This window comes from Sporolactobacillus sp. PKPK-6, from assembly GCF_056678885.1.
In genome coordinates this window covers 538,785-561,645 of the sequence record NZ_JBWXPA010000002.1, presented here as the reverse complement: position 1 = coordinate 561,645, position 22,861 = coordinate 538,785, and the positions used below count along the sequence as shown (strand labels likewise).

The 22,861-nt window shown below is 43.7% G+C and carries 15 protein-coding genes and 1 riboswitch; of the genes, 12 read left to right on the top strand and 3 right to left on the bottom strand.

Features of this window, described 5'->3' with window-relative positions:
* Positions 1–55: 55 nt before the first annotated feature.
* Positions 56–1,216 (bottom strand): sporulation protein YhbH, encoded by a 1,161-nt coding sequence (gene yhbH, locus AC1MBV_RS13570; RefSeq protein WP_255749684.1) that lies wholly within the window; start codon positions 1,214–1,216, stop codon positions 56–58.
* Between the two features lie 1,020 nt (positions 1,217–2,236).
* Between yhbH and ltrA the strand changes: the two genes are divergently transcribed.
* The 5 genes from ltrA to AC1MBV_RS13545 all read left to right on the top strand — a co-directional run bounded on the left by ltrA (position 2,237) and on the right by AC1MBV_RS13545 (position 8,889).
* Complete coding sequence (gene ltrA / locus AC1MBV_RS13565; RefSeq protein ID WP_480947509.1) at positions 2,237–3,613, top strand: group II intron reverse transcriptase/maturase; 1,377 nt, start codon at positions 2,237–2,239, stop codon at positions 3,611–3,613.
* A gap of 244 nt (positions 3,614–3,857) precedes the next feature.
* Positions 3,858–4,532: an HAD family hydrolase gene (locus tag AC1MBV_RS13560; protein ID WP_480948491.1), complete on the top strand. Its 675-nt coding sequence runs from the start codon at positions 3,858–3,860 to the stop codon at positions 4,530–4,532.
* Positions 4,533–4,664: 132 nt separating this feature from the next.
* Positions 4,665–6,404, top strand: coding sequence for a phospho-sugar mutase (locus tag AC1MBV_RS13555; RefSeq protein WP_480948490.1), 1,740 nt, complete (start codon positions 4,665–4,667; stop codon positions 6,402–6,404).
* 210 nt (positions 6,405–6,614) lie between these two features.
* The gene (locus AC1MBV_RS13550; protein WP_480948489.1) at positions 6,615–8,192 is read left to right on the top strand and encodes a peptide chain release factor 3; all 1,578 of its coding nucleotides are present in this window, start codon (positions 6,615–6,617) and stop codon (positions 8,190–8,192) included.
* Between the two features lie 52 nt (positions 8,193–8,244).
* Positions 8,245–8,889 (top strand): class I SAM-dependent methyltransferase, encoded by a 645-nt coding sequence (locus AC1MBV_RS13545; protein WP_480948488.1) that lies wholly within the window; start codon positions 8,245–8,247, stop codon positions 8,887–8,889.
* A gap of 110 nt (positions 8,890–8,999) precedes the next feature.
* On the opposite strand, the gene metE is transcribed toward AC1MBV_RS13545, so the two are convergent.
* The gene (gene metE, locus AC1MBV_RS13540; RefSeq protein ID WP_480948487.1) at positions 9,000–11,306 is read right to left on the bottom strand and encodes a 5-methyltetrahydropteroyltriglutamate--homocysteine S-methyltransferase; all 2,307 of its coding nucleotides are present in this window, start codon (positions 11,304–11,306) and stop codon (positions 9,000–9,002) included.
* A gap of 95 nt (positions 11,307–11,401) precedes the next feature.
* Positions 11,402–11,514: riboswitch (SAM riboswitch) on the bottom strand.
* 220 nt (positions 11,515–11,734) lie between these two features.
* On the opposite strand from metE, the gene AC1MBV_RS13535 reads away from it, so the two are divergent.
* The 7 genes from AC1MBV_RS13535 (at position 11,735) to AC1MBV_RS13505 (ending at position 21,683) form a co-directional block, all read left to right on the top strand.
* Entirely contained in the window at positions 11,735–13,591 is a 1,857-nt protein-coding gene (locus AC1MBV_RS13535) for a putative bifunctional diguanylate cyclase/phosphodiesterase (protein WP_480948486.1), read from the top strand.
* Positions 13,592–13,743: 152 nt separating this feature from the next.
* Positions 13,744–15,030, top strand: a complete 1,287-nt coding sequence (locus AC1MBV_RS13530; protein ID WP_480948485.1) for a protoglobin domain-containing protein — start codon at positions 13,744–13,746, stop codon at positions 15,028–15,030.
* A gap of 254 nt (positions 15,031–15,284) precedes the next feature.
* Positions 15,285–16,250: an AAA family ATPase gene (locus AC1MBV_RS13525; RefSeq protein WP_255745980.1), complete on the top strand. Its 966-nt coding sequence runs from the start codon at positions 15,285–15,287 to the stop codon at positions 16,248–16,250.
* Entirely contained in the window at positions 16,247–17,404 is a 1,158-nt protein-coding gene (locus tag AC1MBV_RS13520; RefSeq protein WP_480948484.1) for a DUF58 domain-containing protein, read from the top strand. The genes AC1MBV_RS13525 and AC1MBV_RS13520 overlap by 4 nt, the downstream gene beginning before the upstream one ends.
* A gap of 5 nt (positions 17,405–17,409) precedes the next feature.
* Positions 17,410–19,716 carry a transglutaminase TgpA family protein gene (locus tag AC1MBV_RS13515; RefSeq protein WP_255745977.1) on the top strand — a complete coding sequence of 769 codons (2,307 nt, stop codon included), beginning with the start codon at positions 17,410–17,412 and terminating at the stop codon, positions 19,714–19,716.
* Positions 19,717–19,885: 169 nt separating this feature from the next.
* The gene (locus AC1MBV_RS13510; protein ID WP_255745976.1) at positions 19,886–21,304 is read left to right on the top strand and encodes a SpoVR family protein; all 1,419 of its coding nucleotides are present in this window, start codon (positions 19,886–19,888) and stop codon (positions 21,302–21,304) included.
* A 151-nt stretch (positions 21,305–21,455) separates the two neighbouring features.
* The gene (locus AC1MBV_RS13505) at positions 21,456–21,683 is read left to right on the top strand and encodes a hypothetical protein (RefSeq protein ID WP_255745974.1); all 228 of its coding nucleotides are present in this window, start codon (positions 21,456–21,458) and stop codon (positions 21,681–21,683) included.
* An 87-nt stretch (positions 21,684–21,770) separates the two neighbouring features.
* Here the strand turns inward: AC1MBV_RS13505 and AC1MBV_RS13500 are convergent, their stop codons facing one another.
* The gene (locus AC1MBV_RS13500) at positions 21,771–22,835 is read right to left on the bottom strand and encodes a DUF871 domain-containing protein (RefSeq protein ID WP_255745972.1); all 1,065 of its coding nucleotides are present in this window, start codon (positions 22,833–22,835) and stop codon (positions 21,771–21,773) included.
* Positions 22,836–22,861 lie beyond the last annotated feature (26 nt).

Genomic DNA, 22,861 nt, shown 5'->3' with positions numbered 1-22,861 from the left:
AGAGATGATTGCAGGAAAAAAGCGCCTGAAATGGCGCTTTTTATTTTATCTAGAGTTAAATGACTTCGCTTTCCGGATCCTTTTGGAAGAAGTACTTCATCGCATGGTAGACATCGCTTTTTTGCTTTAAAATAAAGGAATGAAAGGCTTCATTTTTAATACTTCGGTAGGCACTCATCAAGGTGCTGGATCGGTGATAAGGGTTAATTTCGCCATATCCGAAGAAATCGGTAATGTCCATGATTTCATTGACCAGGCGCGTGCATTTCGGATTGTCTGACGATAAGTTGTCACCGTCGGAAAAATGAAAAGGATAGATGTTGTATTTTGACGGTGGATAGGATGAATGAATTAACTCCAGTGCTTTGATATAAGCGGAGGAGCAGATCGTTCCGCCACTTTCGCCTTTTGTGAAGAAGTCTTCTTCACTCACCACTGTCGCTTCGGTGTGGTGCGCGATGAACTGGATGGTTACTTTTTCATACTTGGTCCGCAAGAAACGATTCATCCAGAAGAAGAAGCTGCGTGCAATGTATTTCTCCCAAACCCCCATTGAACCGCTGGTGTCCATAAGTGCGAGTACGACCGCGCGGCTCTCCGGCTTAACAATCGTTTCCCAAGTCTTAAAACGCAAGTCCTCTTCACGGATGGGATGGATTTGTGCTTTTCCAGATCGGGCATTTCGCTTTATTGCGGATAGAATGGTTCGCCTTTTATCAATATTACCCATTAGCCCCTTACGGCGAATATCCCGATAATCAAGGCTGTTGACGGTTATATCCGCCTCCAGTTTCCTTTTGAGATGAGGCAGTTCCAGTTCCTTGAAAAAGAGGTTCTCGATTTCCATAATAGAGACATTGGCTTCGTAATAGTCGATGCCGGGGCGATCGCCGGCACCTTGACCTTTACCGGCACCCTGCTGTGCCTGCTGTTTTCCTGGTGCCTTGGCTATGACATCGCCTACTTTACTTTTGCCGTCTCCTTGACCGACATGTTTCGTTTTGTCATAGTTGTACCGTAATTTGTACTCGTCCAAAGACCGAATCGGAATCCGTGTCATTTTTTTGCCGTCTGAGAGGATAATATTTTCACTGCTGATCAGATCAGGAAGGTTCTTTTTGATTGCTTCCTTGACCTTTTCAGAATGCCTGCGCTGATCCTGTTCGCCTTTTTGGTTTAAATCCCAATCTTCTTCGGATATCAAGAAGTTACTCATTTTGAATCCCTCCTTTAATTTGCACAATGAGTCGTTCAATGCGTGACTGCTGCTTCGAGGGGTGATTAATTTAGTTTATGCACACTGATCAGAACTTTGACAGTTTTTCAGCAAAGACCGTTCAATTGACTACAATTTTCTGCTGGCGGTCGGGATACGAATAGGTTCCTATAAAACAAAATGAAAAAATAAAATCTTAAAAGATTAGCGGTATCTAGTATAAGAAAAGCTAAGGATCCGCCGGCGTCAAAAACTTGGCCTCGCCAAGTTTTTCTTTACAAGTAAAGAAAGTATAAGATTTTACCCCATATTTAAACGAATAAACCAGTGTCTTGACCGAGAATCAAAGCGGAGGTGCGAGACGCCTGCGGGATCAGGTGCCAGCGAGACCCCGCAGATTTCTGCTTGTCTGAGGAGGCTCGCGGTGCGCCCGCGGTCGTGCTCTGTTGATGCGAGCAACCGAAGCGATGATTCAACACTGTAAAGACACAAACCAATCACACATGGCTGGAGATTAAAGACCGGGCGCTTTTTGCTCGGTTTTTCTTATACTATAAGAAAGTATAGAGCGACCGAGCAAGGTCGTGCCTTATAGCGGGTGGGAAGCCCGTCGGAAAAGAGCTAGCCACTCATCCGTAGCGAGTCTTGGAGAACGAAAGGCAACTTTGGTTTTTAAGCGTAGACAGCGAGCCAGTGGGCCGTAAGCCAAGTGGTTGAAGGGATTGAGCCTCGAAAACTTATGAAATGGGAATGCCGATGGCGTTATACTTCCAGAAGGCAACACGCCAGACATCGTTAAGGCAAGAGGTCTGGGGGTTCCCCGGGGTCAGAGACCATGGCACGCTGAGCATCAATAAGGTACGGCAACTCGGGAGATCCCAGCGGGTCTTTCGAAAGAAAGTATAGCGAACCAAGCAATCAAATGTAAGGACGTTAAATGTCTGCTGGGAAGTCGGAGGAAGCACATAGTACCCATGATATCGGGTAATGCCGGTTGAGGGAAGGTGTTTTCCCTTGTTTATGAATCTTATCTGGGACACATCGGCACACACAGAGGTGACAGTAGAGATGACTACAAAACAGGTAAGAATAGCAGAGCTAGCGAAGGAAAATCCGAAGATGGCCTTCACCTCTCTGGCTCATTTATTGAGCGTAGAGGAATTGAGGGTCTGTCACCGGGAACTGCAGGGAAACAAAGCAGCGGGCATCGATCAGATGACGAAGGCAAGCTATCAAGAACATCTTGATGAACACCTTGCCGATCTGGATAAGCGCCTGAAGCAGAAAAGCTATCGGCCGCTCCCTGTCCGGCGGACATATATTGATAAACCGGGAACAAAGAAGAAACGCCCACTGGGCATCCCTGCCTATGAGGATAAAATTGTTCAGCGGGGTCTGGCGAAGATCCTTAATGCCATCTATGAGCAAGACTTTCTTAACTGTTCCTTCGGTTTCCGCCCAAATAGGAACTGCCATGATGCACTTAAAGTCCTGAATGTCTTCATTGAAAAGAAGTACACGAACTACATTGTTGATGTGGACATCAGGGGCTTTTTCGATCATGTCGACCATCAATGGATGATGCGTTTTCTCAAGCTACGGATCAAGGATCCAAGCTTTCTGAGGCTCATTGCCCGTTTTCTAAAAGCGGGTTACATGGAGAAGGAAACTTGGCACGCAAGCGAACAAGGGACGCCGCAAGGCGGACTGATCTCGCCGATCCTAGCTAACGTCTATCTGCACTATGTGATTGACCTATGGTTTACGAAAGCGGTGAAGAAACAGTGCCAGGGACAGGCTTATCTGGTGCGCTATGCCGATGACTTTGTCTGTTGTTTTCAGTATAAACAGGAAGCCCAACGATTCTATTGCGATCTGAAGCGGCGCCTAGAAAAATTTAACTTGGCGCTTGCGGAGGAGAAAGCGAGGATCATCCCTTTCGGACGATTCGCTCAGGAAAATGCCAAGAGAAATGGAAACAGGAAGCCAAAGACTTTTGACTTCCTGGGATTCACCCACTATTGTGGGCAAAGTAAAAGCGGACATTTTCGAGTCAAGAGGAAAAGCAGCCGAAAGAAAGTGGGTGCCAAACTCAAAGCCTATTCGCAGTGGCTGAAAGGCCATCGGACCCAAGAGATTGACTTCATCATGGATCGGCTCAAGAGGTCATTGACCGGCTATTACAACTACTATTGTATCACCGATAACAGTCTAAGCGTGAGCGCTTTTCGATTGCAGGTGATTCGGTTGTTGTATAAATGGTTAAACAGAAGGAGCCAGAAACGATCGTTCACATGGGAAAAATTTAATCAATTTCTCAAACGCTTCCCTCTGCCGCAACCGCGAATCAAGGTCAATATTTATCAACTTCGGTCGGAGCTGAGCTACATTCTGTGAACCATGAACAAGAAGAGCCGTGTGCGTAAATAGCGCACGCACGGTTCCGTGAGGGGACAGAAGATGTGAATCGCTGTCCTACTCGACTAGATTTTAAGGAAAATAGTATAAATGCAACTAAGTCTTCGCCTTCGTCAGAGGCTAGGCGAAGCCAAGTTTTCTAATAAATATTTGTGACAAATATAGAAATAAACGGTGCACATGTTAAAATGGAAAACGAGACCACTGAGAAGGGTTGTATTTGATGATTAAAGCAATTGTGTTTGATTTTGACGGAGTGATTTTAGATAGTGAACGACTCATGTATTTGGTTATGCAGAACATGTTTCATCGATACAGAGTGGAGCTTCCGCTCAGCATTTGGAGCCAGGCAATCGGAACACAGCACGGGTTTGACTCCCTGGCCTACCTTGAAGAACATGCCCACGTGAAGATAGATAGGGAAGCTTTTCAAGAAGAACGTTACGCTTTATTTAATCAATTGGTGGACAGAGAAGAGGTGCTTCCCGGAGTTAAATCAGTACTGAATCAAGCGCAAGAGCTTGGTTTGAAAATCGGGCTTGCAACGAGTTCAAAGGGCGACTGGCCGCGTAAGCATCTCAGCCGGCTGGGGCTCTCCGATTATTTCATGAGCATTAAATCTTCGGATGATGTGCAAAAGGTGAAGCCGGACCCCGCATTATATAATAAATCTTTGACCAGCCTTGGCGTGAATCCGAAAGAAGCCATTGCGATTGAGGACTCCTTCAACGGCTCGCTTGCCGCAAAACGAGCCGGTATGTACTGCATTGTCGTCCCGAATGCCGTCACCAAGCAAATGCCATTCGGCCATGTCGACGGCAGCTTCAATTCACTCCAGGATGTTTCTTTGGAGAAACTTATTCGTTATTTTTCGCCTGAATTAAGAAAAAAAGCATAAAAAATTTTTTACGGGAAGGCTCTGTTTTCCCGCTTAAAAGGTATGACAGCGTTTTTTTCTGTTTTGATATATAATGTAAGTGGAATTATTTATGATCAACTGAAAAGCTTTAACTTAAAATGGGGTGAACACATGGGTTGGAAAACGGTATATGAGAAATGGAATTCCGATGCGGCTTTGGATCAGGATTTGAGAAAACAACTGGATGCAATTGCTGAGGATTCTGCGAAGCTCGAGGATTGCTTTTATACAAATCTTGAATTTGGAACAGGCGGTATGCGTGGGGAAATCGGACCGGGCACAAACCGCTTAAATATCTATACGATCCGCAAAGCATCGGAAGGCTTGGCACGTTATATTCTTAATGCTGGGGAAGAAGCAGTAAAAAGAGGCGTTGTAATTGCACATGATCCGCGTCATTTTTCTGCTGAATTCACATTGGAAGCAGCGAGGACGCTTGGTGCTCATGGAATCAAGACGTTTATATTTGATGCACTGCGCCCGACACCGGTTTTATCCTTTGCCGTGCGTTTCTTAAACGCTTTCTCAGGTATTGTGATTACGGCAAGCCATAATCCGCCTCAATACAATGGCTATAAAGTATACAATGAATTCGGCGGTCAGCTTCCGCCGGCTGAGGCTGATGAAGTGATCCGCTTTGTCGCATCCGTGGAGGATGAATTGGCGGTGCAAGTCGCGGATGTTGATGAACTGAAGAAAAACGGTGTTCTGGAAGTAGTCGGAGAGAGAGTTGATCAGGCTTACCAAGAAAAGGTAAAGACGCTGTCGCTTAATCCGGATGTCATTCAAAAGGTCGGCTCCGACTTGAAGATTGTCTACACGCCGCTTCATGGAACAAGCTATCATCCGATTGTTAATGGTTTAAAGAACTGGGGCTTTACCAATGTAACGGTTGTGAAGGAGCAGGCAGAACCAGATCCGGAATTTTCAACGGTAAAATCACCGAATCCTGAAGAGCATGCAGCATTCAAAATCGCTATTGAATATGGCAAGAAACTGGATGCGGATCTTCTGATCGGTACTGATCCGGATTCCGACCGACTGGGTGTTGCAGTCAAAGATGATCAAGGTGAATACGTTGTTCTGACGGGTAACCAAACCGGTGCCGTCCTATTAAACTATTTGCTTACACAGAAGCAGGAAAAAGGATTGTTGCCGAAGAACGGCGTTGTTGTCAAGACGATTGTTACTTCTGAAATCGGACGGACAATTGCGGAGGCTTTCGGCATTCCAACGATTGATACATTGACCGGATTCAAGTTCATCGGCGAGAAGATCCACGAGTACGAATTAAGCGGCAAATACAGTTTCTTGTTCGGCTATGAGGAAAGTTACGGTTATCTGATCGGCTCCTTTGTACGCGATAAAGATGCAGTTCAAGCGGCACTGTTTGCTTGCGAAGCTGCAGCCTATTTCAAGTCGCAAGGCAAGTCATTCTATGACGCGCTTCAAGATGTATTTAAGAAATACGGCTATTTTGAAGAAGGACTTGAATCGCTTACGCTAAAAGGAATCAGCGGTAAAGAAGAAATCAACTCGATCATGAATGATTTCCGCAATCAGCCGCCTGTTGAAGTGGCTGGTGTTCCGGTGGCAGTGATCGAGGATTATAAGAAATCCGAAGCGGTGGATGTGGCAGCTGGTACAACGTCGACGATTGAACTCCCCGTATCCAATGTTCTGAAATATAAACTGAGCGACGGTGCATGGTTCTGTCTGCGTCCGTCCGGAACAGAACCGAAAATTAAATTCTATTTTGGGGTCAAGGGCAGTGATGCCGCTGATCGTGATAAGAAATTTAATGCAGTGAAGAAGGCAGTTATGGACCGGGTACACAATCTGGTTGGATAATGTGTCTATTGAGATGAGCACTAAGCATTTATGATTCACAAGAATTATGTATATAATTAACATAGAATGATTGAAAAGCATTCGCAGCAGTGACGGAATAAAATGGTTAAAGCCATTTTATTCTGCATGCGAGTGCCTTTTTTACGGAGGGATTTCTTTTGCCTTAATTAATGATTCGAATGTTAAGAGTGAAATTTATAGGAGGAAAAAATGAATCAGTTACAGCAGGAATTAAAAAGGCGTCGTACATTCGCCATCATATCTCATCCAGATGCCGGTAAAACGACGCTGACTGAAAAGCTGCTGGTGCTTGGCGGTGCCATTCGAACGGCAGGCGCGGTCAAATCACGCAAAGCCGAAAAATTCGCGACTTCAGACTGGATGGAACTGGAGAAGAAGAGGGGCATCTCGGTGACCTCCAGTGTCATGCAATTTGAATACGGTGGCTACAAAATTAATATTCTTGATACGCCTGGGCACCAGGATTTCAGTGAAGATACGTACCGAACACTGATGGCTGTCGACAGTGTAGTTATGATTATCGATGCGGCAAAGGGTGTCGAACCACAGACCATCAAATTATTTAAGGTCTGCCGCGACCGGGGAATTCCGATTTTTACATTTATTAATAAGCTTGATCGACAGGGCAAAGAACCACTTGAGTTGTTCGAAGAGATCGAGAATGTGCTCGGTATTGATTCGTACCCGGTTAACTACCCGATTGGCATGGGCCAGTCATTCCGTGGAGTCTATGACAGGCAGGAACATAAAATTGAATGGTATAACGATAAGAGAGAACGTCAGGTTCAAGCGTTAAGTGAAGTGGATGAACTGTCTGAACTATTAAAGGACACGGTCGACGATTATACACTCAATCAGCTTGAAGAAAATTTGATGCTGTTGGATGAGGCAGGAAACGATTTTGATCTGGAAGCTGTCAAAGCAGGCAAGCAGACACCGGTATTTTTCGGGAGTGCGATTTCAAGTTTCGGTGTACCGACCTTTCTGGAACATTATTTGAAGCTGGCACCGCAACCGCAGCCGCGCCAGTCAAGTGAAGGCATTATTCAGCCGGACGATCCTAATTTTTCCGGATTCGTGTTTAAAATTCAAGCGAACATGAATCCGGCACACCGCGATCGAATTGCATTTTTGCGTATTGTTTCCGGTAAATTCGAAAAAGGGATGGGCGTATATCTCGATCGGACCGGCAAACAGTTAAAGCTTGCGCAGCCGCAGCAATTCTTTGCTGACAGTCGTGAATTGATTGATGATGCGTATCCGGGTGATATTGTCGGACTCTATGACACCGGATTTTATCAAATCGGTGACACCGTGTGCCGGTCGAAGGATACATTTAATTTCGGCGCACTCCCGCAATTCTCCCCTGAACACTTTGCTAAGGTGCGCGCGAAAAATGCGATGAAGCAAAAGCACTTCTTGAAAGGCGTCAGCCAGCTCGCTCAAGAAGGCGCCATTCAGGTGTATAAAACGCAATATGAAGAGACGATCCTAGGTGTGGTCGGGACACTGCAATTCGACGTTTTTGTCTATCGAATGCAGGCTGAATACGGCGTTGACCTTGATATTGAACGTATGCCGCATCAAGTGGCGAAATGGATTGCTAATCGAGAGGAAGCAGATGCGCTTCGTCGTAATTCCAATAATCTGGTCGTTTCTGATTATAAGGACCGCCCAGTTATCATTTTTGAAAATGACTTTTCTCTGCGCTGGTTTCAGCAGAAGCATCCGAAAATCGAGCTTCGCGATTCCAGTCATAATATGTAAGAAAAAAAGAGCCGGGGGGGCTCTTTTAAATTATAGAAAAAGGAGGAAGAGCATGCTAAATCAAGAAGACTATTGGAACAGTATTGCAGACGAAAAACAATTTACGACTCCATTTCAAATTGATCTTTTTTCTAAATATGTAGATAAAGGCGCGAAGATACTTGACTATGGTTGTGGTTACGGTAGAACTTTGCTTGAGTTAAAGGAGCATCAGTTCACTCATTTATTTGGTGTTGATTTCTCGGAAGCAATGGTTAAACGTGCCCAATCAAATGGCAGCAATGATTTAAACGTCGCTTTAATTACAAGCGGTCAATTACCTTTCGAAGATCATACCTTTGATGCTGTGCTATTATTTGCTGTTCTTACTTGTGTTTATAAAAGTCAAGAACAGGATGCCATTCTAGATGAGATAAAGAGGGTTCTAAAGCCCAACGGTATCATTTATATTAATGACTTCCTATTAAATAATGATGAACGAAATTTATGCCGCTATAAGAACTATGAGAATAAATATCAAACCTATGGAGTGTTTGAACTCTCAGATGGTGCAGTCTTGAGACATCATAGTGATGAGCGTGTGAAAGAATGGAGCGATTCTTTTGAACGTCTGGAGTACGAGAAGGTCGTCTATACAACAATGAATGGACATCGTTCAAATGGTTTGGTTTATATTGGAGAGTTGGTGAATGACTGAACGATCAAACCTGTGTATGTCACGATTAATTTTTAGCAAGTAAAAAAAGAGGCTCCCTCTAAAGTCATTTTTCGACTTAGAGGTGAGCCTCTTTGATTATTTATAGCTTTTTATTTTCCTACTGTATTGCTGAGTTCTTTGCGCACCTCATTGGCGGCTTCGACCATGTTCTTGAGCGCGGGGATTGTTTCTTCGGGACGGCGTGTTTTGAGGCCGCAGTCCGGGTTGATCCAGACGATTTTAGGATCAAGCACCTTAAGCGCGCGTTCTGCGTAGGACTTCATTTCTTCTACGCTTGGGATACGTGGGCTGTGAATGTCATAGACGCCTAGACCGATGCCTTTTTTGTATTCGAAATCTTCAAAGGCAGAAATGATTTCACCATGGCTGCGTGCTGCTTCAATTGAAATCACATCGGTATCCAGCGCGTCGATGGTGTCGATGATTTCATCAAATTCAGAGTAGCACATATGCGTATGAATTTGTGTGTCATTATTAACAAATGATGTTGCCAGCCGGAATGAGTAGACGGCATCATGCAGATAGCCCGGTTTCTTGTCTTCCTTCAGTGGAAGACCTTCTCGAAGTGCCGGTTCGTCAACTTGGATCATGCGGATATCCGCTTCTTCAAGTGCGTGCACTTCTTTCTTTAAAGCGAGCGCAATTTGGTTGAACACGTCACCTTGACTGATGTCGTCACGGACGAATGACCAGTTGTAGATCGTGACCGGTCCGGTAAGCATACCTTTTACCGGCTTATTTGTCAGTGACTGAGCATAGGCGCTTTCCTTCACCGTCATTGGATCTTGCCATGATACATCTCCGAAGATCAGCGGTGGCTTAACACAACGCGAGCCATAGGACTGAACCCATCCGAAACGTGTAAAGGCAAATCCGTTCAGCTTTTCGCCAAAGTACTCAACCATGTCGTTTCGTTCGAATTCACCATGGACGAGGACATCAATTCCGAGATCTTCCTGAATTTCGATCCATTTCGCCGTTTCATCTTTAATAAATTGCTCATAGCGTTCTTCGGACCATTCGCCGCGTCTCCAATTACGTCGGGCCTGACGAACTTCTTTCGTCTGAGGGAAGCTCCCGATTGTTGTTGTCGGCAGTGGTGGCAGATTGAAGGCATCGGCTTGCACCTGCTGACGAAGTTTATAAGAGCCGGGGCGCGACGGCAGTTCCTCGTCTAATTGATCAATTTCTTTTTGAACTTCTTTATTGTTGCGGTGTTCGGATTGCTGTAGTGTCTGCAGATCTGCACTGTTTTTCTGAAGGGCACCATAGATGGCGGCTTCGCTTTCATTAAGCCCTTTCGTAAGGTAAACGACCTCGGTCAACTTTTCATCGGCGAAGGAAAGACCGTTCAGAAGCACAGGATCAAGATTGGTTTCATTTGAGATCGTGACCGGTACATGGAGCAGGCTTGATGACGGTGTGACCCACAGATTCTCGTGATACTTAACTGATGAGAGCAGTGTCTGCAGTTCAGTAAGTGTCGCCTTTAAATCTGTCTTCCAAATATTTCGACCGTCTACAACGCCTGCAGCCAGTACCTTGCCTTCAGGGAATCCATAGGCTTTGATCGATGCCAAATTTTCTTCTTTGCCGTAAACAAAATCAAGACCGATACCGTCAACGGGCAATTGAACGACAGCTTCGTAATCATCAATCGCCTCAAAGTAGGTTTGCAGAAGAAGCTTCAGTTCAGGCACACCATTTTTAATAAAATGGTAGGCTTTCGCGAACGCAGCAAGATCTTCTTTGCTCTGTTCCTTGACAAGAATAGGTTCATCGATCTGCACCCATTCAGCCCCGGCTTCTTTCAGTTCTTGAAACACCTGTACGTACAATGGAAGCAGTGCGTCAAGCAGTGTATTAAAATGATCTGGATCATAACCCTTTGACAGCTTTAACAGCGTCACCGGTCCGACAATAACGGGCTTGGCGACGATACCGAGCTCATTCTTTGCTTCATTAAACAAATTAAGAAGGCGGTTTTCCGTCAGATAAGGTTTGGTTTCATTGCTGATTTCCGGAACAATGTAGTGATAATTTGTATTAAACCATTTGGTCATTTCCGATGCTTCTGAATTTTTGTTTCCACGAGCAATTGAGAAGTATGTTTCAAGCGATAGTTCTTTTTCATTTGATTTAAAGCGGTCGGGAATTAAACCGAAAAGAACAGCCGTATCAAGGACATGATCATAAAGGCTGAAATCTCCAACGGGAATCAGATCAACTCCAATGTCTTTTTGTTTTTTCAAATAGCTTAAGCGCAGTGTTTTAACCGTATCTAGAAACGTTTCTTTCGAAATTTTACCGGCCCAAAATTGCTCAAGTGCCTTTTTCCATTCTCTTTTTTCGCCGATTCTCGGGTATCCGAGATTCGCACTTAATACTTTACCCATGTCTTCATCCTCCTGTAATCTGCATAACAAATTTTTCGAGGGGGAAAAACAAAAGGCCTCTCTATTTTAGAGAGGCCTGAATTATCATCCGCACCCTCTTATCTTCCAAGATTCTAAAATACCAATCTTGCTGGAATTAGCACCTTTTCATAAAATGAAAGGTTGCCGGGCTTCACAGGGCCAGTCCCTCCGCCGCTCTTAATAAGAGTTTAATTAAGTTAATTTGAATACTAACATGGAATTTGGGATTCGTCAATGCTTTACTTCGACAACGCAAGTGGATTGAATCATTTAAAAATAGTTTAAAAACAGCAAGATCTGCACGCAAAACATATTCACATTTTCACTTCATCTGACGATAAAGAGAGTGAGTATGTCTCTCAAACATGAACGAACAGCAGCGAAGACACAATGAGGGTGGATACGAAATGAGTGAGCAATTTAATCGAGACAGATGGCTGAAGGAAGTGGAGAAGCAGATCACTGATCAATCGATCACAGATCATTCTGTTCTAAAACGGATTCGACTGGCACAAATTCATAAACTGGATCTGCAACTGTTGAAATGGATGCGTCCATATCTTATGAATTATTACGTTAACATTGTCAATCAAATGAGCCAACATGTACTCGATTTATATAAAATACAGAGCACGGTTCCGTCTCAAAAGACAAAAGAATACTTGAAAAATATGTATGCAGAACAAACTCGGCTTCTTTTCAACGGGTCTCTTGATCGGAGCGTTTTAGTACATTGCGAGCAAAATGCAGTTTTTTTTCTTGACCATGAGTTAAGCATTGCAAATCAAATTGCTCTTTTTAGTTTGTACCGTCGAGCGCTTATTGAAGCGGTCGAACATGAGGTCAATCATCCTGAACAGGCTTTATTTCTATCCGAATCTTTAGATAAATTTCTAAGTCTAGAGCAGCAATTGATTCTGGAACGTTATCAGCAGCTGAAGCATGAACGTGAACTTGAAAAAGAAGAGGTTATTCGCTTCAGAGCCTATCATGATGCACTGACCGGGCTTCCCAATAATTTGGTTGCTGAAGAATCGGTTGTCGATTTGGTCAAAGGATATAAAAACAGCAATCGGTCGTTTTCATTACTGAAAATAAACGTCGACCGATTAAAAATAATTAATGAAATTTTCGGTCGACAAATAGGAAATGAACTGTTGATCGCTTTATCCGGGAGAATGAAGGGAGCTCTTAAAGACTTCAATGCAGAATTGTATCGGATCAGCAGTGATGAATTCATGATTATCTGCAGAGACTGCTTGAATAAGCGCGGCTTGACACATCTCATCGAAACATTATTGCGGACAACCGAACAGCCCTACCATATCGACGGAAAAGAGATCTATGCAACATTCAGTATCGGCATCTCACAATTTCCGTATGATGGACGTTCGAGCATTCAAATATTGGCGAGTGCGGAAGCAGCACTAAGAGAGGCAAAGAAAAGCAGCAGAGAAAGTTTTTTCTTTTATAATAATGAACTTCACCAGAAGCTGCTTATGAAGCTGAATACGGAAAATGAATTGCAATCCGCATTATATAATCATCAATTTGTGTTATATTACCAACCTCAGGTTGACGCATGTACCGGCGCACTGATTGGTGTAGAGGCTTTGGTTCGGTGGGAACATCCGGAACGCGGCATCGTTCCCCCAAGCGCTTTTATTTCGGTTGCTGAAGAAACAGGAATAATTCGTGACATTGGCTGGTGGGTGCTTGACGAGGCCTGCCGGCAAATGAAGAAGTGGCAGGATCGCGGTACTCCCAAAGTACCCATTTCTGTGAATCTCTCGTTTAATCAATTTCATGATGATTCGTTAGTCAAACGGGTATGCTTCGCGTTAGAAGCAAGCGGTCTTCAACCTGAATATCTTGAGCTGGAGATTACTGAATCAACGATGGCAGAGGATTTGGAACGATCCATCAGGCTATTAAAAGAAATTCGGGCACTGGGAGTAGGCGTCAGTCTTGACGACTTCGGTACTGGATACAGTTCGCTCAGCTATTTGAAGAGCCTGCCGATCAATCAGTTAAAGATTGATCGTTCTTTTGTGATGGATATTGCACAAAGTAATCAAGATCAAGCGATTGTAACCGCAATTGTTTCGATGGCTGAACATCTATGGATCGATGTTATTGTTGAGGGAATTGAGACTAAGGAGCAATTGCGTGCAATTGAATCGTGCCGATGTCGCGCAATTCAAGGCTACTATTACAGCCGTCCGCTCGATGAAAATGATTTTTCAAATAAATATTTGGCATGAAATGATTGACTAAAATGTGAACTTGCCCTTTTTAGAAGACAGAGTTGGTAAACTAGTTAAAGGGTTATTTCAATTAAAAGAGTTACTTAAAATGATTGAGATCGGTTTTTTTTCGTCGTGATTGAATCACGAGGGGGATTGGAGGGGCATGAATGCCTTTGTTAAAAAGAAGCGAGAATAAAGGGTCGTGGCTAAAGAAGGCGGAATCGGAAGATGTCCTCATCGACATCTCGGATGCGCATGTGGCTGAGAAGCTTGAGATGCTGGATATTAAAGAATATGACCTTCAAATTATGAAAATGATGAGGCCTTTTGTAGAAGAAGAAATTGATCGAATGGCCTATGAATTTTACTCCAGCTTTACCAAAATTGAGTCATTGAGGAAGATCATTGAAAAATATAGCACTGTAGAGAAACTGAGCAAAACACTTGCGACGCACGTCATGGAACTTTTTTCAGGTGTCATAGATGAAGCATTTCTTGATCGCAGGTATCGTGTCGGCATCATGCATTATCGCATTGGGTTGACCCCTCCCTATTACATGGGAACCTTTCAAAATCTGCTCTCGAATCTGATTACCATTGTCTTGACTCATGTCCCAGAGACAAAAGAAGCGGATCGTGTAATTCGTTCCATTAATAAAATGATCAGCTTTGAACAGCAAATTGTTCTCGAAGCCTACGATGAGGAATATGAAAAGACATTGAAGCGGGAATATGAAACCGGGCGTGAAGATCTGCGCACTGCGATCCTGCAGGTCAGCAACCAGCTGACTCATTTGTCTGAACAAAGTGATCAGTTGGTCCATCATTTGCTCGAACAGTTTGAAGTTGTCCGTGAGAACTCTAAAAAGCGGAATCAGATGTCCCAAGACGCAAAGAAGCATGCTTCTGAGGGACAGAATCAGTTAGAGCAACTTTTTGTTGAAGTGATGGCTGCGAGCAGCTCCGTTCAGGAAATGGGGAAAATGGTCGGTGAGCTGGAAAACTCGTCAAAGCAAATTGGTCAGGTAACCTTATTGGTTAAGGACATTTCCGAACAGACCCATATTTTGGCGATTAATTCAGCAATTGAAGCGGCACGGGCAGGTGAATACGGCAAAGGGTTCACTGTGGTTGCCCAGGAAATTCAAAAATTGGCGGAGGAAACGAATCACGCGATGGTTCAAATTTCCGAGTTAATTAAGAAATCAACGACGGTAACCGGTCAAGTTGTTGTTTCTCTCGATAAAACGACATCGATTATTAAAAAAAGCATGGAAGAATCCATGCATACTGGGGAGAAATTTGAATTTGTTATTGAATCTGCAGATCAAAACAATTCACTATCCGGAGTTACGGACAACAGCATTGACGAGCTTGCGTTAATTACAGAACAATTAAGTACAGGTGTGGAGACCTTGAGTGCTTCTGCCGAACAATTAAAAAGCCAGTTGTAACTCATAAAAATACAAGTTGATATCATAAAAGACTCAGAACAGACGAAACCTATCGTGTGTTCTTTTTTTCTAGGCTTTATTGGATTATTTATGAAAAACATAAGCTCTTTACGACTTAACTTTGGGGAAAGGTTTGCCTTGAAAATATAAGATTTAGGCCATTGTAATGCTGATTTTTGGAATTCGAAAATTATTTTCTGTACAATAGAATTAATGATTGAACAAATCGGAAAACTGTGGAATCGAGGTAACTTATGAATTCGAATAGTGAAGCACATCAAATGATTTCAGAACTCATTGACCATGTGGAAACAGTTGTTGTCGGAAAAAGAAAAATTGTAAAGTTGATGACGATTGCACTCGTTGCCGGTGGTCATGTATTAATTGAGGATATACCCGGGGTTGGAAAAACCGTGTTGGTTCGTGCCATTGCGAAATCAATCGGAGCAGATTTTAAACGAATTCAGTTCACACCGGATTTGCTGCCGTCGGATATCACTGGTTTATCTATTTACAATCAAAAAGAGGCACGGTTTGAATTTCGTCCGGGACCATTAATGGGTAACATCATTCTAGCTGATGAAATTAACCGCACATCGCCTAAGACCCAATCGGCATTGCTCGAAGGTATGGCAGAGAGACGTGTTACCGTTGATGGGATCACAAGGCAGCTCCCCAAACTCTTTTTTGTCATGGCAACACAAAATCCGATTGAATATGAAGGAACGTATGCATTACCGGAGGCTCAGCTGGATCGCTTCTTATTAAAATTATCCATTGGCTATCCTTCTCGAAGGGACGAGCTCTCGCTGTTGAATCGGACGCCCGATCAAAACCCGGTTAACAGTTTAACCCCAATTCTGACTGTGGACGAAGTTCTTCAACTGCGTCACCGTGCCGCTTCCGTCTATGTTTCCGAGGATATGAAAAATTACTTAATGGACATTGTTCAGACGACTCGCGAACACTCAATGATCGCACTCGGTGTGAGCCCTCGGGGAACCATCGGCTTGCTTCGGGCAGTTCAGGCCTGTGCATTTATTGAACAGCGTGATTATGCGATTCCTGACGATGTCAAGACAGTGGCACCTTATGTTCTCGCTCATCGCATCATTCTTAATCAAGAAGCTGTTTATGAAAATACGGATGCATTTTCAGTGATTCAAGAGATTGTCCGCAAAACGAAGGTTCCGGTGGATATAAAGGAATTCGTTAAATGATTGGTCTTTGGTTGAACAAAAGAATGTTGCGATCAATTTTGTCTGTAGCCGTTGGATCAATTATCGCTGTTTTCCTATTCCTGTTTGCATTCACACAGGGAGGGTTCCTTAGCTGGTTTCTTTTCTACACATATGTTCCCCTTGTCCTTTATCACTATTTGCTTTTCTTGTACCCATTTCAGTCAATTAAGACCGAACGCATAATTAACGACCAGCGCTTATTTGCTGGAGATACACTCTATTTGACTGTTCGTTTGAAAAGACGCTGGGCTGTTCCTTTTTTTCTCATGACTATTTACGAACGCTCGGATCAAACGTCCTCAATTATTTCAACGAATAAGGCAGAATTACTTACTTGGTTCACACGAGAGAAGAGCTTTCCACTTGCGGCAGAGCATATGCAGAGAGGAACGTATCATTTAAATACAATCATCTTGGAGCTTGGAGATCCTTTTGGATTATTCAGACGTACGGTTCTGCTTAAGAAGGCAACGGTCGTCTATGTCTACCCAAGGGTGCGGCAGCTTTCAATGGCGGAATTAGAAATGCCGCGACAAGGTGGATATGCCTCATCTCAAGAGACGGACTCGGCAAACTTTTCAGGCGTTCGTGCTTACCGGCCTAATGATCGTCCTTCTTGGCTGGACTGGAAGTCGGCGGCCAGAACCAATGCCCTTGTCACTAAACAGTTTGAACCCGAGCACGAACGAAAAGCTTCTGTTGTTTTGGTTTCGCAAAGGCAAGAGGATGATGAACGCTTTGAAACAGCAATTTCTTATACTGCATCTCTTGTTAAATCATTGCTTGGGCATGGATTTACCGTCCGGCTCACGTATCGTGCAGGAGAAGTGCCATTAGTCCTTCAAAGTAACACATCGCAGAGTTTGAATGCTGCCTATGCGGCTTTAGCAAAGCTTACCAAGGATCAGGCGCTGGAAATTGAAGATGTGCGTATGTCTGGAAAGAGACGTTATTTAGGCTATGCTGTCACTACCGATGCACGGCTTGCTGAAGCGATCGGTACCTTTGCGTCAAGCAACAAACAACAGCAAGTCATGTACTACATTTCTGATAAAACTGACGAAAGTGGCCTGAACCGTTTTAAATCCTCTTGGTTTAGGTTCAGAATCATTGAGGTAAATGAAGGCAGGTGAATACTTTGAGTGAGCGACTATTTATAAAATTGACAAATGCAATCATTTACGCGTTTGCTGGTTTTCTCTTGTGGCTGTGTGCGAAACCGCTCATCGAACTGACCATCCTGAATTCAAGAGCACTGCTCATTCTTTTTATCGCAGTGATGGTGCTGATGTTTTATCTGAAGCTTCCGGGATGGCTTTGCGCGTCGGTATGCGGGCTGATGATTCTGCATGCCGTGCACTTTTATTTCTTTCCTAATGATCCATTGCTGAGTTTCGATTGGCTTATTCAGCTTAGTACTGATATAGGGGCGAATATAGGGCATCTCTGGCAAGGTGAGATGGGGCAGTTGACGGATTTATTTAGTGCCTTTATGTTCTATATTCTTTTCGGCATGATAACCTTTGCTGTCAGGCATTGGCTGCGAAGAGGCAAGCTTGTTTTTTTTGTAATCCTTGCGATTATAAGCAGTGTGCTCATCGACACATTGACGTTTTATAATGGCAATAAGTCAATTGTAGCAATCCTTGCGACTGCACTTTCTATGCTCAGTATTTACAGATGGCAGCTTTTCTCATTAAATCATTTCGGAGAAAAAAAGCTGAAGAATACTTTGCCTTGGTTTGCTATATCGGGTGTTGCTATTGCTGTTCTGTTAATTGCGGGTTTACTTATTCCAAAGCCAAACAGCCAATGGACTGCTCCATCAAGCTATTTGAGCGGATTGGGATTTACGTTTTTTCAAAACGGCTCTTTTTTTTCGGGAAATCAACGAATCGGTTATGATGAAGATGACACAAGTCTCGGCGGATCCATTAGTATGGATCAAACCCCTCTGTTTACAGCGGCGGTGAGCGGAAATCCGGGCTATTGGCGAGTAGCGCACAAGGATCATTACACCGGCCGCGGCTGGAGTGACAGCGATCACTTTTATTTACCGGCATCTGATCGGACTGCATTTTCTACGATGCTGTCCTTGTATGGAACGCAAACGAAAACAAATAATCAGACGGCAGTTCTTCACTTTGAAAATTCGAGTCCGGCAATCTTGCCCTATACCGGTGAACCACAGTGGGTTGAAGTGCCCGGACAACGTCTGAAAGTCGAACAGCTGACCGGTCAGCTGCAGACTATCGATGAAAAAAAGGCGACTTCAGAAATCTTGGATTATGCAGAACCTGTTTATCAAACGGACGTTCTGAGGAGGACGACTACCGAACGTGATCCTGAGGTGATCCGGGATCGCTATCTTCAAGTACCACAGGATTTGCCGGTTCGCGTGCGCGAACTTGGACAACGTTTGACAGCGGGGAAAAGCAATCGGTACGATCAGGTGAAAGCGGTCGTTAATTATTTAAGGTCGTCACGATTCAGATATTCGACGGACAATATTCCTCGACCATCTCGTAATCAGGATTATGTTGACCAGTTTCTTTTCGAATCGAAGGTAGGATACTGCGATAATTTTTCAACGGCGATGGTTGTCCTGCTTCGATCGGCAGGAATTCCTGCCCGTTGGGTAAAAGGGTTTACTTCGGGCGATTATCAGCAACAGCTTCAAGAAAAGGTCAACGGCAAAACGGTCAATTTGACCCAATATCAAATTACCAACGCAGATGCACATTCGTGGGGAGAGGTTTATTTTCCAGGGAGTGGCTGGGTGACATTTGAGCCTACACCTTCATTCAATGATCCGAGTCAATTTGCCGCCAATTCGTCAAACAGCGGATCATCGCAATCAAATGCTGATCAGTCATCCGGAGAGTCGGAAACAACTGAAGATCAGCAAGATGCTTCATCACAGCAAGACGAACAAACAAATCAGCAGACAAAGAATAAGACGGATCAGCAAGCAGAGAATGCTCAGACGAAAAGTCATTCAGCGAAGAAAACATCCGGTCTCATGATTCACTGGCAGTACGTTGGCTGGATGACAATGATTGTCCTGCTTATCGGTGCCATTGCTGCCTGGTTGACACGAAAAAAGTGGCTTCGTGCCATTTATATAAGGAAAGTTCAAAAGAATCCGCTCAGCAGTACCCAGGATTTCCAGAAAATGTACCGGATGCTGCTCCTATTACTCCAGTTTGATGGGATGAAACGTTCAGAATCTGAAACTTTGCGTGAATATGCAGAACGTGTGGGAACGAATGCCGGAGCAGAACTGTTGCGGCTCACGGAGCGTTATGAACAAATCATTTATTCGAACGATCACCAATTAACATCGAATGATTCAGAACACATTCGCTCACTTTTAAATCGCTGGCTTCTCAGTCAATCAAAGAGAAAACATGCAACTTCAGTAGTCAAACGCAAAAAGGGATAAGTCAACCGGCTTATTCTTTTTTTACGTCACGCTTTTTCTGTATCATTCATTCGGTGATGCTTTTCTAGGCATTTGCCGGGTATAATCCGGCAGGCTAGGTTCATATGATGAAGAATAAAGTCATTGCGCCTAGCTAGCGGTTATGGCACAGAAAGGATGCTGCGATCCGATGAAAAAAGATGATCATAAAGAGCTTGAGCGATCGATTGATGAGATTACGGAGATTGCAGAAGGATTCGGACTTGACTTTTATCCAATGCGGTATGAAATTTGCCCCGCGGAAATTATTTATACATTTGGTGCCTATGGCATGCCGACTCGATTTTCTCACTGGAGTTTCGGTAAACAGTTTTACAAAATGAAGCTGCAATATGACTTGGGATTGAGCAAGATCTATGAATTAGTCATCAATTCCGATCCATGCTACGCTTTCCTGCTCAATACCAACAGCCTGGTTCAAAACAAAATGATTGTTGCCCATGTGCTGGCACATTGTGATTTCTTTAAAAATAATGTCCGATTCATCAACACGAGACGCGATATGGTTGAAAGTATGAGTGCAACTGCGGAACGAATTCATAACTATGAAGAGCAATACGGAAGCAAGAACGTAGAGAAATTTATTGATGCAGTACTGGCAATTCAGGAGCATGTGGACCCGCGTATTATACGTAAAGGCGACTGGCTGGACAGCAAACCGGGTAAGCCTGTGAAGAAGAGGAAAAAACCATTGTCACAGTATCAGGATCTGCTCAATTTGGATGACACGGATAATCGTGTTGAAGAAGAAACGGAAGACACCAAATTTCCAAATCGTCCGGAAAAGGATCTGTTGTTTTTTATTGAAGAATACAGCAAGGTGCTGGAGGACTGGCAGCGGGACATTTTGACGATGCTTCGAGAAGAGATGCTGTATTTCTGGCCACAGCTGGAGACAAAAATCATGAACGAAGGCTGGGCCTCCTATTGGCACGCGCGTATCATGCGAGAACTTGATCTGACATCCGACGAGGCCGTTGAGTTTGCCAAGTTGAACGCGCAGGTCGTTCAGCCTTCACAGCAAAGTCTGAATCCTTATTATCTCGGATTGAAAATTTTTGAGGATATTGAAGAACGTTATAATCATCCGAATGAGGAGATGGCTTCATTCGGCGTGCAGGAAGGCTCCGGTCGGGAGAAAATTTTTGAAGTAAGGGAACTTGAATCTGACCAGTCATTCATCCGAAATTATTTAACTAAAGGGCTCGTACAACGAGAAGACTTGTTTTTATTTGAGAAGAAAGGCGACAAATACGCCATAACAGACAAAGATTGGAAAAACGTTCGTGATCAGCTTGTATCCATGCGTATTAACGGCGGATTTCCTTATATCGTTGTTGAGAACGGCGATTACAGAAACAACGGTGAATTACTTCTAAAACATCGCTATGAGGGAACGGAGCTCGATGTTCGAGATCTTGAAGGCGTTCTCAAGTATCTTGTGCAGCTGTGGGGGCGTACCGTTCATCTGGAAACCTATATTGAAGATCATCCCGTCCTGTTCAGCTTTGAAAATGGTGAAATGAGACGAAAAAGATTAGATTCTTAAATACAATTTGATTGCATAGTTAAAAACAGTTTCCCCATAAAGAGGAAACTGTTTTTTGATGACTCAATCTTTATTACCGCTTAAAACCCTCTTCACATTTCTCTCCTAAACTTGATTATAGGAAGCCAATCATGCTAAGGAGCTGAGCGAATTGAGTTTCGTCCGAAAACACAGCATTAGATTAGTCAGTCTTCTTTTTATTGTATCCATGCTTTATATCCCAATGATGATCCATCCTCCGGTAACACCTCAAATAACGAAGAATGAGAAGCCATTGATTGCTAGTGAAAAACTGGATCAGGACTCAGACTTCAATGACAGCAACGTAATCATTCAAAGCGAACGAAAAAACTTTGTCTATGCTCCGATTATTAAATAGATGCAGAGAATATAAGCGTACAAAATGATTTATTGTCTTAATCTGCTTGTTAAATAATTTGATAGGAGTCTCTATCGAGACATCGATCTATGCAAGCCATTCAATTTGGAATTTTGCACCTCCACGGATAAATGGAAGCACTGGCAGGTCCTCGTCAATGATCTTGCCAACGACATTTACTTTTGGATCCGCAGGGAGGTCGCGTCTTGTGATCTGAATCTCGCCTTGATATCTTCCGTAAAGCTTGTTATCGATCGTAATCGAACCGAGGGCTCTTGGCGTGAAATGATGATTTGGAAGAACAGGTGTCTCTACAAGGTGCAATGTTCTGGATTCCTGCGATCGAATACAGTCTCGTGCTTCATCAGGACGGTTGGATTGAGGTGCAGCAATAGCCCGAAGTAAAGGAAGATCGTCCACTTGACGACGGGCATGCAACAGAAAAATACCGTTCTTCCATGCTGCGATTTGCTTAAGGCTGCAATTGCTCATGTCAGGATCACCAAGAATAAGATCATCCACTGATTCGTGATCTAAATCTAATAGAGAAGCAAATGGAGTCAGTGTACGATGATCTTCAAGTGTCGGCAATCCTTGATAAATCGGACCGCGTTTTTCTTTATCACCGGGGAAAAAAGCGGCAATAGACAGCCCGGCACTCCGCAGCACATGATTACATTCTCGAAAAGCACGACGCGAAAGTCCCGTCTCCGGACGCGGGTAAAAATTATGACAAGCTGTTACTTGTTCCACATTCATACCTTTATCTTTCATGGTTTGCAGCATGGAAGAAGTTAGGGTACTTGCATTCAATACGATTGGAATTTGCTTGGACAGTTGAGCGGTCGTTTGTTCACTAAATCCGTCATCTAAACGAAGCGCGCTTATGCCCAGTTCTTTTAATCGATAAACTTCATGGAGACTCAGCTGAAGAACGTTTAAAGAATCTGCGGCGACGTCAATCGTTAAATTCATCTTCAATTTTTTTGCGAGCGCACCTAGTTTATAGAGTCTCTCCCGATATACGTTCGCGTTTTCTTCGGGTATGTGCAGTGATGAAAAGATCATTTCAAAGCCATACGTGTTGTACCGTGTGATTTTTTCTTCCTGCTCTTTAATTGACTTGCTTAAATAAACGGAAAAACCGAGCATTCTGTTCACTTCCCATCGTTGATTTA

Coding starts and splice junctions, on each gene's coding strand:
- AC1MBV_RS13530 (WP_480948485.1), top strand. CDS start 13,744: ATGCCTTTGTTAAAAAGAAGCGAGAATAAAGGGTCGTGGCTAAAGAAG.
- AC1MBV_RS13535 (WP_480948486.1), top strand. CDS start 11,735: ATGAGTGAGCAATTTAATCGAGACAGATGGCTGAAGGAAGTGGAGAAG.
- ltrA (WP_480947509.1), top strand. CDS start 2,237: ATGAATCTTATCTGGGACACATCGGCACACACAGAGGTGACAGTAGAG.
- AC1MBV_RS13520 (WP_480948484.1), top strand. CDS start 16,247: ATGATTGGTCTTTGGTTGAACAAAAGAATGTTGCGATCAATTTTGTCT.
- metE (WP_480948487.1), bottom strand. CDS start 11,306: ATGGGTAAAGTATTAAGTGCGAATCTCGGATACCCGAGAATCGGCGAA.
- AC1MBV_RS13560 (WP_480948491.1), top strand. CDS start 3,858: ATGATTAAAGCAATTGTGTTTGATTTTGACGGAGTGATTTTAGATAGT.
- yhbH (WP_255749684.1), bottom strand. CDS start 1,216: ATGAGTAACTTCTTGATATCCGAAGAAGATTGGGATTTAAACCAAAAA.
- AC1MBV_RS13510 (WP_255745976.1), top strand. CDS start 19,886: ATGAAAAAAGATGATCATAAAGAGCTTGAGCGATCGATTGATGAGATT.
- AC1MBV_RS13525 (WP_255745980.1), top strand. CDS start 15,285: ATGAATTCGAATAGTGAAGCACATCAAATGATTTCAGAACTCATTGAC.
- AC1MBV_RS13555 (WP_480948490.1), top strand. CDS start 4,665: ATGGGTTGGAAAACGGTATATGAGAAATGGAATTCCGATGCGGCTTTG.
- AC1MBV_RS13550 (WP_480948489.1), top strand. CDS start 6,615: ATGAATCAGTTACAGCAGGAATTAAAAAGGCGTCGTACATTCGCCATC.
- AC1MBV_RS13545 (WP_480948488.1), top strand. CDS start 8,245: ATGCTAAATCAAGAAGACTATTGGAACAGTATTGCAGACGAAAAACAA.
- AC1MBV_RS13500 (WP_255745972.1), bottom strand. CDS start 22,835: ATGCTCGGTTTTTCCGTTTATTTAAGCAAGTCAATTAAAGAGCAGGAA.